This window comes from Collimonas sp. OK242 (assembly GCF_900107095.1).
In the GTDB taxonomy this organism is placed as follows: domain Bacteria; phylum Pseudomonadota; class Gammaproteobacteria; order Burkholderiales; family Burkholderiaceae_D; genus Collimonas.
Window position 1 is genome coordinate 252,914 of sequence record NZ_FNOR01000004.1, and the last position, 13,030, is coordinate 265,943.

10 protein-coding genes are annotated in these 13,030 nt (G+C 57.7%); 4 read left to right on the top strand and 6 right to left on the bottom strand.

Annotated features, from left to right (window positions below; all coding sequences use genetic code 11):
* Positions 1–42 precede the first annotated feature (42 nt).
* From BLV81_RS05805 to BLV81_RS05815, 3 genes are all read left to right on the top strand, one after another.
* Positions 43–1,320 (top strand): MFS transporter, encoded by a 1,278-nt coding sequence (locus BLV81_RS05805; RefSeq protein ID WP_092353332.1) that lies wholly within the window; start codon positions 43–45, stop codon positions 1,318–1,320.
* Between the two features lie 22 nt (positions 1,321–1,342).
* Positions 1,343–3,763: a glycoside hydrolase family 31 protein gene (locus BLV81_RS05810; protein WP_092353334.1), complete on the top strand. Its 2,421-nt coding sequence runs from the start codon at positions 1,343–1,345 to the stop codon at positions 3,761–3,763.
* A 65-nt stretch (positions 3,764–3,828) separates the two neighbouring features.
* Positions 3,829–5,010 carry a porin gene (locus BLV81_RS05815; protein ID WP_092353336.1) on the top strand — a complete coding sequence of 394 codons (1,182 nt, stop codon included), beginning with the start codon at positions 3,829–3,831 and terminating at the stop codon, positions 5,008–5,010.
* Positions 5,011–5,082: 72 nt separating this feature from the next.
* Here BLV81_RS05815 and glcF read toward each other — a convergent pair whose 3' ends face one another.
* The 5 genes from glcF to BLV81_RS05840 all read right to left on the bottom strand — a co-directional run bounded on the left by glcF (position 5,083) and on the right by BLV81_RS05840 (position 11,459).
* A complete protein-coding gene (gene glcF, locus BLV81_RS05820; RefSeq protein WP_092353338.1) occupies positions 5,083–6,321 on the bottom strand; it encodes a glycolate oxidase subunit GlcF in 1,239 nt (412 codons plus the stop codon).
* A 22-nt stretch (positions 6,322–6,343) separates the two neighbouring features.
* Positions 6,344–7,423 carry a glycolate oxidase subunit GlcE gene (gene glcE, locus BLV81_RS05825; protein ID WP_092353340.1) on the bottom strand — a complete coding sequence of 360 codons (1,080 nt, stop codon included), beginning with the start codon at positions 7,421–7,423 and terminating at the stop codon, positions 6,344–6,346.
* Positions 7,424–7,442: 19 nt separating this feature from the next.
* Positions 7,443–8,942, bottom strand: a complete 1,500-nt coding sequence (locus BLV81_RS05830; protein WP_092353342.1) for an FAD-linked oxidase C-terminal domain-containing protein — start codon at positions 8,940–8,942, stop codon at positions 7,443–7,445.
* A gap of 168 nt (positions 8,943–9,110) precedes the next feature.
* Positions 9,111–9,998: a LysR substrate-binding domain-containing protein gene (locus tag BLV81_RS05835; protein WP_092353426.1), complete on the bottom strand. Its 888-nt coding sequence runs from the start codon at positions 9,996–9,998 to the stop codon at positions 9,111–9,113.
* Between the two features lie 51 nt (positions 9,999–10,049).
* On the bottom strand, positions 10,050–11,459 hold the full coding sequence (locus BLV81_RS05840) for an FAD-binding oxidoreductase (RefSeq protein WP_092353344.1): 1,410 nt from the start codon (positions 11,457–11,459) through the stop codon (positions 10,050–10,052).
* Between the two features lie 109 nt (positions 11,460–11,568).
* On the opposite strand from BLV81_RS05840, the gene BLV81_RS05845 reads away from it, so the two are divergent.
* Positions 11,569–12,126 carry a cob(I)yrinic acid a,c-diamide adenosyltransferase gene (locus tag BLV81_RS05845; protein WP_092353346.1) on the top strand — a complete coding sequence of 186 codons (558 nt, stop codon included), beginning with the start codon at positions 11,569–11,571 and terminating at the stop codon, positions 12,124–12,126.
* Between the two features lie 67 nt (positions 12,127–12,193).
* On the opposite strand, the gene folE2 is transcribed toward BLV81_RS05845, so the two are convergent.
* On the bottom strand, positions 12,194–12,997 hold the full coding sequence (folE2, locus tag BLV81_RS05850; RefSeq protein ID WP_092353348.1) for a GTP cyclohydrolase FolE2: 804 nt from the start codon (positions 12,995–12,997) through the stop codon (positions 12,194–12,196).
* Positions 12,998–13,030 lie beyond the last annotated feature (33 nt).

The window sequence follows — 13,030 nt, forward strand, 5'->3', positions numbered from 1 at the left end:
CCACTCAGGCATCTCTTATAAAAACTAACCGAGACAACCCATATGAAACGCATCAAAGGTCTACGCTGGTGGATTATCGCCCTCGTATGTTTTGGCACCATCCTTAATTACATCTCGCGCAATTCTCTGGGCGTGCTGGCAGATACGCTGAAACACGATCTGGACTTCACCACCAAGGAATATTCCTATGTGGTGGCGGCATTCCAGATCGCCTACACCGTCATGCAACCGGTATGCGGCTACCTCATTGATTTTCTCGGCCTTAAAATCGGCTTTGCCCTGTTTGCCGCCGCCTGGTCGGTAGCGGGCATGCTGCATGGTTTTGCCACGGGCTGGATCTCGCTGGCGTTCTTCCGCGGCCTGCTTGGCCTGACCGAAGCTGCGGCGATCCCGGCAGGCATAAAAGCGGTATCGGAATGGTTTCCAAAACAGGAACGATCGGTGGCTGTGGGCTATTTCAACGCGGGAACCTCAATGGGCGCGGTGATCGCACCGGTGCTAGTGGCGTGGCTGTTATATGAGCATGGCTGGCAAGCGGCGTTTATCGTGACCGGCGTGTTGGGTTTCATCTTTGCCGGCTTGTGGTTCTTCTTTTACCTCGCCCCTAAAGACCATCCCAACCTGTCCGATACTGAGCGCGATTACATTCTCTCCGGCCAGGAGAGCATTGCCGAGAGCCAGTCACACGCGAAACCGTCGGTCAAGGCTATCGTCAGCACGCGCCGCTTCTGGGGTATCGCGATCACGCGTTTCCTGGCAGAACCGGCTTGGCAAACCTTCAATTTCTGGATTCCGCTGTACTTCATTTCCGTACGCGGCATGAATCTGAAAGAGTTTGCCATCTTCGGCTGGATGCCTTTTTTTGCGGCCGACATGGGCGGTATTCTGGGCGGGTATCTGTCACCGTTCCTGATGAAACATTTCAAGTTCAAGCTGGTCAATTCGCGCATCGCCGGTATCGCCACCGGTGCGCTGTTAATGACAAGCGTCGGCTTTGTCGGCTATGTAGCAAGTCCTTATACGGCAATCGCCTTGTTTTGCATCGGCGGCTTCGCGCACCAAATGATTTCCGGCTTGATCAACACCATGACAACGGACGTCTTCAACACCCGGGAAGTCGGTACGGCAAACGGCTTGACCGGCATGATCAGCTGGATTGGCGGCCTCTCGTTTTCACTGCTGATAGGGCAACTGGCCGAATCAATCGGCTATACCCCGCTGTTCGCTGCATTGGGCATGTTTGACGTGGTGGGAGCCACCATCCTGTTCCTGCTGTACCGCGGTTACAAGGACAACAGCATCGCGTCGTCGAAAAACTGAACGAAGAACATAGGAGATATGCATGTCGGTTAACTACATTCCTGAATTTCAGCTGGCAGAAAAAAACGGCGCGACGCTGACGCTGAAAAGCCTGGATGGCCATGTTGCACATATCTTTGTGCTGGAACAAGACATCATCCGCGTCATGGTATTGCCGGACGCGACGCCGAATTTCCCCCGCACCTGGGCGATCGCCCCTGGCACGCAACAGTTGCCACTGAAAGGGCGCGACCGGTTCTCGCTCGCAGGTTTTGCGCAGCCCGACTATGCCCTCAGAACCCTTGATGGCGTCTTGCAGATACAAACCGAGAAAATCCGCCTGACGATACAGTTGCGAGGTCTGTACTGCAGTTGGGAAACCCATCCTGCCGGAGATTGGAAAGAGCTGGCCCGGGATCGCAGCACGCAAGCCGTCAACTTCGGCTACTGGGACGACAAGGTTTACCACTACCTGAAACGCGACGCCCAGGATGAGATGTATTTCGGCCTCGGCGAACGTAGCGGCGAGACTAATCGCCATGGCCGCAGCTACTCGCTGAAAACCATTGATGCAATGGGTTACAACGCCAGCAGCACCGATGCCCTGTACAAGCACATTCCTTTCTACATCACCTGGAGCAAGCGCCAGCAAGCTGCCTTCGGCCTGTTCTACGACACCCTGTCCGAAGGCAAGCTGGACATGGGTTGCGAACTGGACAATTATCACGGCCACTACCGTTACTTCGTAGCTGAGCATGGCGACCTGGATTATTACTTCATCGCCGGCGACAACATGGAACAAGTGGTGCGACGCTATACCTGGATGACCGGCAAGCCGGCGTTTACGCCGAAATGGGGCCTGGGCTATTCCGGTTCGACCATGACTTACACTGACGAGCCGGACGCGCAAGAAAAGATGAATGAATTCCTGGCGAACTGCGAACAGCACGACATGCTATGCGATTCGTTTCACTTGTCGTCGGGTTACACATCCATCGGCAACAAGCGCTACGTGTTCAACTGGAATCGTAGCAAATTCCCCGATCCCAAGGCTTTTGCCCAACACTACCTGGAACATGGCGTGCGCCTGTGCGCCAACATCAAGCCTTGCCTGCTGCAAGACCATCCACACTTCAGGGAGGCCGAGAGTCTTAATCTCTTCATCAAGAACCAGCATGGCAAACCGGAAATGGTGCAATTCTGGGATGAGGTCGGCGCCTATCTTGATTTCACCAACCCCGACACCATCAGCTGGTGGAAACGGGCGGTGACGACTTCCTTGCTGGAATATGGCATCGCCGCCACCTGGAACGACAACAATGAATTCCAGGTGCTGAATCCGCAAGCTACCGTCAACGGCTTCGGCCGGCGCTTCAAGGCGGTCGAAGCCAAGGGATTGCACACGCTGCTGATGATGGCGGCCTCGCAAGCGGCACAAACCGAATTCGCTCCCGAAAAACGGCCATACCTGGTGTCGCGCTCAGGCGTCGCCGGCATGCAGCGTTACGTCCAGACTTGGTCCGGCGATAATTATACTTCGTGGCAGACGCTCAAGTACAACATCAAGATGGGGCTTGGCCTGGCCATGTCCGGCATCTCCAACACCGGCCATGACGTGGGCGGTTTCAGCGGTCCGGCGCCAAGTCCGGAACTGTTGCTGCGCTGGGTGCAGTTCGGAATTTTCATGCCACGCTTTTCGATCCACTCCTGGAACGATGACAAGACCGTCAACGAAGCCTGGATGTATCCAGAAATCACCGGCGCCATCCGCAACCTGCTAAAGCTGCGCGCCTGCCTGACGCCGTATTTTTACGATCTGCTGTGGCGCTATCACCAGCACTACGAGCCGATGATCAAACCGACGTTCCTGGCGTTTCCAGACGATTCAAAATGCTTTGCAGAAAACGACGACATGCTGATCGGCGCCAATTTACTGCTGGCTGCGGTAGTCGAACCTGCCCAGGAAAGCCGCACCGTCTACCTTCCCGCAGGCGCCGACTGGTACGATTTCTGGAGCGGCGTACATCACCGAGGCGGACAAGAGATTGTATTACTTGCGGCAGGAGAACAGCCGCCGCTGCTAGCGCGCGCTGGCAGCGCAATTGCCGTCAACGTCGCCGAACAGCACTTCAATCGTCCCGCCCATCAGCAAGGTTTCATGGTCTTCCCACATCAACTGGACGGCAATTTTGAAACCGAATTTTTTGACGATGACGGTGACAGCAACGCGTATGCCAACGGCAAGAGCAGCCAGTGGAAAATCAGCGTGCAAAGCAATGCAGAGACGCTGGAAATAGATCTTGAATGCGCAGGGATTCAACCCGCATCCGACCTGGTTACCTTGTTGTTACCTCAGCACGAAACACGTCAGGTTGTGCTGAGCGGCGCCACCATGTCAGGAGATGCCATCGTCAATCAACGCCGTGAAATTCAATTGAAAATCAAGGGCCTGTCCGGCCTGTAATTATCCATCACACAAAAGCCGTCAACATTCTGAAGCGGCGTAATAAATAAAACCAAGGAGAAGACATGAAAAATACAACATTGAAATTATTGCTGGCAACAGCTTCATTGACCGGCGCCAGCTATGCACAGGCACAAAGCGGCGTTACCATTTACGGCACGGCCGACGCGGCGATTGTTTACTCAAGCAATCAACGCGGAAATTCAAACATTTACGTGAACAGTGGCAATCTGAATGCCAGTAAGCTGGGCTTTACCGGCAGCGAAGATCTGGGTGGCGGCAGCAAGGCCATTTTCACGCTGGAGCAGGGATTCAACATAGACACCGGCGCGCAAAGCGATGCCAGCAAAGCCTTTAACCGCCAGGCTTTTGTTGGCTTGAGCGATGCCAGGTACGGTACGTTTACCCTGGGTCGCCAGTACACGCCGTACTGGCGTTACGTCGGCGGACTGGGACCGACAGGCGTACTGACTGGTGCGACTGGCGCCCATCCAGGCGACCTTGACGGCCTCGACACGACGATACGGATCAACAACTCCCTCGTGTACGCCACGCCCGTGATCTCCGGCTTCCAGGCCAGCGCCTTGTATGGTTTTGGAGAAAACGCCGGCGCCATCAGTTCCGGCAATTCCTCCAGTGCGGCGTTGCGCTATGACTACAACGCGCTGGGCCTGGCCCTGGGATATGTAAAACTGACCAACAACAATCTCAAGGGCTTTGCGCCGTGGGATCCGAACGTCACTTCGGGCAGCTACGCCCAATCTCCGGTCAATGCCGGTTATGCCTCCGCCAAATCGGTGCAAATGATTGCCGCCGCAGCGCGCTATAACGTATCGGGAAAGCTGATGCTGGGTTTTAATTTTTCAAATGTCCAGATGACGCCCGGAGTGGCTTCGCTATTCTCGCATCAGGCCACCTTCAATACAGCGGGCCTGATTTCGACCTATAAGTTGACGCCGGCAACAACGCTGGCAGCCGGCTATAGTTATACGCGTGAATCGGTAGCGAATGGCATCAGCGATCCGGCACGCTATCAACAGTTCTCGCTTGAGCAAACATATGATTTTTCCAAACGTACGGCAATTTATTTCTTGCAGGCTTATCAAAAGGCGCGTGGCCAAACCTTGGGCGCAAATGGCGTGACCCCGGTCGCCGCTGTCGCCGTCGTAGGCGACTCGCAAAATGGTAGCCCATCTTCCAATGGCAAACAATTTGTCGGTGTGGTCGGAATTCGCCATCAGTTTTAATTGATGGAGTAGCCAATCCGGCAAGCGATGCCGGATTGGCGCAAAGTCAACGCTCAGGAACAGTCCCGGCAATCAGGAAGAAAGCACTTGATCCAGCAGTTCTATCCAATGCCTTACAGGGGTCTGTGTACCCGATTGCAGATGCGTCAGGCAACCGATGTTGGCAGAGACGATCATGTCCGGCTGGCTTGCCTGCAATTTTTCCAGCTTGTTATCGCGCAAGCGGTAAGACAGTTCCGACTGCAATACCGAATAAGTACCTGCCGAACCGCAGCACAAGTGGCTGTCGGCGCACAACTGCACATCGACACCTATGCCGCGCAGCAGACCTTCCACCTTGCCGCGGATTTGCTGGCCGTGCTGCAAGGTGCAGGGCGGATGGTAAACCACCCGCTGAGGAAATTTTCCGCGTAGTTTTTGCTGCAGTTCAATTTCAAATTCAGGCAGGATTTCGCTCAAATCCTTGGTCAAGGCAGAAATGGCCTTTGCCTTCACTGCATAGAGAGCATCCGCAGCCAGCAGATGCCCGTACTCCTTGACCGTGACACCGCAGCCGGAGGCGGTCATGACGATCGCTTCGACGCCGTTCCCATTGCTGCCGATTACGTACGGCCACCATGCATCGATATTGCGCCGCATGTCATCGAGGCCGCCAGCCTGGTCGTTCAGGTGATAGCGAATCGCGCCGCAGCAGCCGGCCTTGGGCGCCACCAGCAATTGCACCTCGAGCGCATCGAAAACCCGTGCCGCAGCGCGATTGATATTGGGCGACATCGCTGGCTGCACGCAGCCGTCCAGCAACAGCATCTTGCGGCTATGTTCGCGTCGCGGAAGCAGGCCGGCATCCTGCTTTTCCGGAATCTTGTTTTTCAATTTGCGCGGCAGCAAAGGCCGCAGTAACTGTCCCGCCGCCATGGCTGGCTTGAACAGCCACGGACGCGGCAAGAATTCCTTTAGCAGCTTGCGCGTCAATTGCTGCGCGACCGGGCGCGGCACCTGATCTTCGACTACCTTGCGGCCGATATCGAGCAGGCGGCCGTATTCGACGCCGGAAGGACAGGTCGATTCACAATTGCGGCAAGTCAGGCAGCGATCCAGATGGGACTGCGTCTTGGCGCTTGCCGGCTTACCTTCGAGCACCTGCTTGATCAGATAGATGCGTCCGCGCGGACCGTCCAGTTCGTCTCCCAGCAATTGATAAGTGGGGCAGGTCGCCGTGCAAAATCCGCAATGCACGCAGGCGCGCAAAATCGCATCGGCCTCCTTGCCGGCGCGTGTATTCTTGATGAAATCGGCTAGATTGGTTTGCATGGCTTGCTTCGTTAGTAATTGATTAGAAGTCCGGATACATGCGGCCGATATTGAAGATCGCCGACGGATCGAAGCTGGCTTTCAAACGCCGATGAATTTGCGCCACCGCAGGCGCCAGCGGATGAAACACGCCTGCGCTCTTGTCCGCGCTGCGATATAGCGTTGCGTGGCCGCCGGCGTCTGCGGCGGCTGCACGGATCAGCTGCAGGTCGGTATCGGCATCCGTTATCAGCCAGCGTTGCGCCCCGCCCCATTCGATCAATGTCGCGCCAGGCAATGCCAGTGCTGTAGTCGTCGATGGCAGCGACAGTCGCCACAATGCCTTCTGTGCCGTTGCCGCAGCAAAAAAACCATGCGTCTGCTCACGGATTGCTTGCCAAAAATTTCCGGCGTCGGCAAGCGCTTCGCCGCCAAGATTCTTTTCTGCAGCACTCACCGCCGCCTGTGCGCCGGACAGGCGCAGCGTCAGCATGCCGTCCTGCCAGCAACTGGCGGAAATCGGCAGGGGCAAACCGCCCCATTGATTCAGGCTGCGAATCGCCTCGGCTTCGGTCATGGCAAAACGACGGCTGCTGCTGGCGACAGGGAGCGGCAATACTTTCAACGAAACTTCGAGAATCAGACCGAGCGTGCCGAGCGAACCGGCCAGCAAACGCGACACATCGTATCCCGCCACGTTCTTCATGACCTGGCCGCCGAAATGCAAGACATCGCCCTTGCCATCCATCAGCACCGCACCCAGTACGAAGTCGCGCAAGGCGCCGACCGCTTGCCGCGCCGGCCCGGACAAGCCGCTGGCGACCATGCCGCCAAGCGTGGCAGCGCTGCCGAAATGCGGCGGCTCAAACGCCAGCATTTGATTGTGCTGCGCCAGCAGCGCCTCGATCTCGGCCAGCGGCGTGCCGCAGCGCGCGGTAATCACCAGTTCGGTCGGCTCGTAATCGATGACGCCGCAGTAAGCGCGCGTATCCAGCAGCTCGCCCTGCACTTGCTGGCCATACCAGCTCTTGCTGCCGCCGCCACGAATTTCCAGCGGGCGACGCGCCGCGCCGGCAGCGAGTATTTGCGCCTTGGCCTGTTGTTTGAATAACTCTGCGTCCATGTTTTCCTGGGTCTTTCGATTAGAAGCGAGGCAGATCTGCAAACTTCAGCTGTCCACGCTGAACGTGCATCTTGCCGTACTCGGCGCAGCGTTGCAAAGTCGGAATCGCCTTGTCCGGATTCAACAGGAATGCGGTATCGAAAGCGCGCTTGACGTTGAAGAAGGCCTCGCGCTCCAGCGCTGAAAATTGCACGCACATCGAGTTGATTTTTTCGATGCCGACACCGTGTTCGCCGGTAATGGTGCCGCCGACAGCCACGCACAGTTCAAGAATCTCGGCGCCGAATTCTTCCGCCCGATGAAATTCGTCCGCCACATTGGCATCGAACAAAATCAAAGGGTGCAGATTGCCGTCGCCGGCATGGAACACGTTGGCGCAACGCAGGCCGTATTTTTTTTCCATCTGCTCGATCCCGAGCAATACCTGGGCCAGGTTCTTGCGTGGAATGGTGCCGTCCATGCAGTAATAATCGGGAGAAATGCGGCCGGCGGCGGGGAAGGCATTCTTGCGCCCCGACCAGAAGCGCAGGCGCTCCGCTTCCGAGCTGGATACTTCGATACGGCTTGCGCCGCTGGCATTCAATACCGCACTCATGCGCTCGATTTCTTCTTCCACTTCGTCGATGGTGCCATCCGATTCGCATAGCAGGATGGCGGCCGCGTCGGTGTCGTAGCCGGCTTTGACGAAGGGCTCGACCATGCGTGAGCTGGTGCGGTCCATCATCTCCAGGCCGGCCGGGATGATGCCGGCGGCAATCACATTGGCCACCGCGTTGCCGCTCTTGACGACATCGTCGAACGAAGCCATGATGACTCTAGCCGCCTGCGGCTTGGGAATCAGCTTGACCGTCACTTCAGTGACCACCCCCAGCATGCCTTCCGAGCCGACAAAGACCGCAAGCAAATCGAGACCCGGCGCATCCAGCGCGCCGTTGCCGAGTTCGACCACCTCGCCGTCGATGGTGACCATCCGCACCCGCAGCACGTTGTGCACGGTCAGGCCGTATTTCAGGCAGTGCACGCCGCCCGAATTCTCGGCCACGTTGCCGCCGATGGTGCACGCGATCTGCGATGACGGATCCGGTGCGTAGTACAGGTCATGCGCAGCTGCCGCCTCCGAAATGGCCAGGTTGCGCACGCCCGGCTGCACCACGGCCGTCCGGGCATAGGGATCGAGCTTGACGATGCGGGTAAATTTAGCGGTGGACAAGACCACGCCGTCAGCGATCGGCATGGCGCCGCCGGACAAACCGGTACCGGCGCCGCGTGGCACGATAGGCACCTTGAGATCGCGGCAAGTCTTGAGGATGGCGACCACCTGCGCCTCGTTCTCCGGCAGCGCGACCACCATCGGCGTCTGCCGATAGGCGGCCAGGCCGTCGCATTCGTAGGGCCGGGTATCTTCCAGGTTGGATAACAATGCGTGTTCCGGCAACAGCGCCCGCAATGCGCTGACGACCTGCTGCTGACGAGCCGGGCTAAAGGCAGATCCAGCGGCGGCTGAAGCGGGCAGATTCATGCTATTTCCCTATTAATGGACTGGCTATCTAACTGAATGATTTCTGTTGTCGAGTATAACGATAATGTGTTTTTTGCAGGATGATTTCCTGCTGAAAAGCTTGCACCGGGCCGATGAAATGTTTTCAGGCTGCCAGGCGCCACCCCAGACACCATTCTGCCATCTCGCTCAGATGCGGCTGAAAGTCTGTTTCATCCATTCGATAAAGGTCGTCACTTCCGGCCTCTCCTGCGGCTTTTGCTGGTAGACCAGATAATAGGCATGGGGCGGCGAGGTCAGGCTGATGTCGAACAATTGCACCACTTCTCCTTGCGCCATCATTTGCTGGGCAAAATGCTTGCGGGTCAGGCCGACGCCATGGCCATGGCGCACCAGTTCCAGCAACAAACCCAGATCATCGGCGCGCAAGCCGGCGGCAGGTTCGGGCCAGTCCAGCCCGGCTGCCTGGAACCACGGCTGCCAAGGCTCAAGCGCCGAACGCAGCAGGCTGGCCTTGCGCAAATCGGCGGGTTGCCTGAGCGGGCCGATCTGTTTCAGATACGCGGGACTGGCGACGGCAAAGGTCGGCTCTTCGAACAGTTTCTCGGTGGTAGTGTTGGGGTACTTGCCGGCGCCGAAACGCACTTCGAGATCGCTCTCGGTCAAACTCAGGTCATACAGCGGCACCGACAAGAATATCTCGACCACAATCTCCGGGTGCTGGCTGGCAAACCCGTGCAAATGCGGAATCAGCAAATGGCGTGCAAAAGTCGGCGGCGCGGTGATCTTTACCCTTGGCTGCACCTGGGCGTTACGCTGCGGCAGCGGAAATTCGGTCAAGGTACGCAAGGCGCTGCGCACCACCTCCAGGTAACGATGGCCGAATTCCGACAAGGCGACGGTGCGCCCTTCACGCGAAAACAGGCGCTCGCCGACGAAATCTTCCAGCAGGCGGATGCGGTGCGACAGTGCGGACGGCGTGATGCATAGCTCATCCGCCGCCAGCGCGAATGAATGATGGCGCGCGGCGGCTTCAAATGCAGACAAGGCATGCACCGGCGGCAGCCGGTTGACCAGGAGCGTTTTATTCGACATGGCTGGCGGGTAAATGGAGAAAATGCAGCGGGCTCACCAACGGAGTATCTTTCCCGGATTCATGATGTTCTTGGGATCGAAGGCATGCTTCAGCGCACGCATGGTGGCTATCGCTTCGACCCCATGTTCTTCAATCAGGAAATCGATCTTGTGCAGTCCGACGCCATGCTCGCCGGTGCAAGTGCCGTCCATGCCGATGGCGCGGCTGACCATGCGCGCATTGACGCCCTCGGCGCGCGCGATGTCGGCGGCATCGTCGGGATCGACCAGCATCTGCACATGGAAATTGCCGTCGCCGACGTGGCCGATGATCGAATACACCATGCCGTTCGCTTCGCAATCGGCCTTGGTTTCGAGAATGCATTCCGCCAGGCGCGAGATCGGCACGCAGCAATCGGTTGAAATCGCGCGGCTGCCCGGGCGCATTTGCAGCAAGGCGAAATAGGCATTGTGGCGCGCGGTCCATAGGCGCGAACGATCTTCCGGCCGCGTCGCCCATTCGAAACCGGTGGCGTGATGGTCGGCCACTACTGCCTGCACGATCTCCGCCTGTTCCTTGACGCCGTTCTCGCTGCCATGGAATTCAAACAGCAGCAGCGCTTGTTCCGGCAACGCCAGTTTCGAATGCGCATTGATGGCTTTGACGCCGTTTTCATCCAGCAGCTCTACCCTTGCCACCGGCACGCCGAGCTGAATCGTCTGGATCACGGCATTGACCGCATCGGCGATATCTTGAAACGAACATACCGCTGCCGAGATGGCTTCCGGTTGCGGATAGAGCTTGACGGTCACTTCGGTAATCACACCCAACGTGCCTTCGCTGCCGACAAAAATACGCGTCAAGTCGTAACCGGCCGCCGACTTCTTGGCGCGCGTGCCGGTCTTGATGATACGGCCGTCGGCGGTCACCACGGTCAGCGCCAATGTGTTCTCGCGCATGCTGCCGTAACGCACGGCGTTGGTGCCGGAAGCACGGGTTGCCGCCATGCCGCCGATCGAGGCATCGGCGCCGGGATCGATGGGAAAGAACAGGCCGCTATCCTTGATCTCGTGGTTCAGCTGCTTGCGGGTGACGCCGGTTTGCACCGTTGCCGTCAGATCCTCGGCATGAATCGCCAGCAGCCGGTTCATGCGCGACAAGTCGATCGAAATCCCGCCCTGCAACGCCAGCACATGGCCTTCCAGCGAGGTGCCGCTGCCGAACGGAATTACCGGGATCTGGTATTCGCCGCACAGCTTGACCAGCGCCGCGACTTCTTCGGTCGATTCGACGAATACGACCGCGTCCGGCAGCATCGGGTCATAGGAAGATGCATCGCGGCCATGATGCTCGCGCATCGCCATGGTGGTCGAGAAACGTTCGCCAAACAGGGCGCCAAGGGTGGCGCGCAAGGCATCCGGCAGCGGTTTCTTCAAGGCCGCGAGGTCGCTTATGTGATTCATTCGAAAGTCTCCTTTTCCCATCGATTTTACTCTGCAGAACTGCTATCTGCTGGTGTAAAGTACAAGCACTCCTATTCCACCCAAAACCGACAGGAAAAAGCATAAAACCATGGGTAATCGACTCTCAAAGATCGCCACGCGCACCGGCGACAACGGCAGTACCGGCCTCGGCGACGGCAGCCGCACGGAGAAGGACAGCTTGAGGATCCAGGCCATCGGCGATATAGATGAACTCAATTCGCAGCTTGGCCTTTTGTTATGCGACAAACTGGATCTGGCGCTGCGCGAAACATTGCTGTCGATACAACACGACTTGTTCGATCTCGGCGGCGAGCTGTGCATTCCAGGCTATACCTTGATCAGCGACGCACAGGTGGCGCGGCTCGATCGCCTGCTGGAAAAATACAATGCCGATTTACCGCCGCTGAAGGATTTCATCCTGCCCGGCGGCAGCCATGCCGCGGCGCTGGCGCACGTCTGCCGCACCGTTTGCCGGCGTGCGGAACGCAGTATAGTCAGCTTGGGCAAGAGCGAAACGGTGAGTGAAGCTTTGCGGCAGTATGTGAATCGCTTGTCGGATTTGCTGTTCGTGTTGTCACGCGTGCTGAACCGGGCAGATGGCGGCAACGATGTGCTGTGGCAGAAGGATCGCATGCGGGATGCCTGAACAAAACAGGCCGGATGACGCAACATCATCCGGCCTGCTTGAACTGCTTGGGCCTATTTTCTGCGTCTTATTTGCTGCGTTTATCGTGTTCGATCAATGCGTAGGCCGAGTGATTGTGGATAGACTCGAAGTTTTCCGCTTCCAGCACATAGGCCAGCACCCGCGGTTCATTGTTCAAGGCTACCGCCACGTCGCGTACCAGGTCTTCGACAAATTTCGGATTTTCGTAAGCACGCTCGGTAACGTATTTTTCATCCGGCCGTTTCAGCAAGCCGAACAGTTCGCACGATGCTTGCGCCTCGATACGGGCAATCAGTTCGTCCACCAGGATTTCGCCGTCCAGCACTGCATTGACGGTTATGTGCGAGCGCTGGTTGTGTGCACCGTAGGCTGATATCTGCTTCGAGCAAGGGCACAGGCTGGTCACCGGCACCAGGACTTTCAAGCTCACTTCCAGCGCACCCTGATTGATCTCGCCGGTCAGGCCCACTTCGTAATCCATCAAGCTTTGCACACCCGAAACCGGCGCCGTCTTGTTGATGAAATACGGGAAAGTCAGTTCGATGCGGCCGCGCCCGGCATCCAGCAGGCTGACCATCTTGCGCATCAGAGCGCCAAACGAGGCGACGTCGAGCGGCCCTTCCAATCCTTCCAGCAGCGCGATGAAACGCGACATGTGGGTGCCCTTCTGCTGCTCCGGCAGATGCACATACATATTCCAGTTGCCGATGGTCGCTTGCGCGCCGGCGGCGGTACGCACCGTCAGCGGATAACGCACGCCTTTCACACCCACGCGCTGTATCGACAGATGGCGGGTGTCGACGCTGCTTTGCACGTCTGGGATAGTCAGATTGTGGTCACGAGTGTTCATTGATATGTACCTTTGAAGAACGTAGGGCGGGCA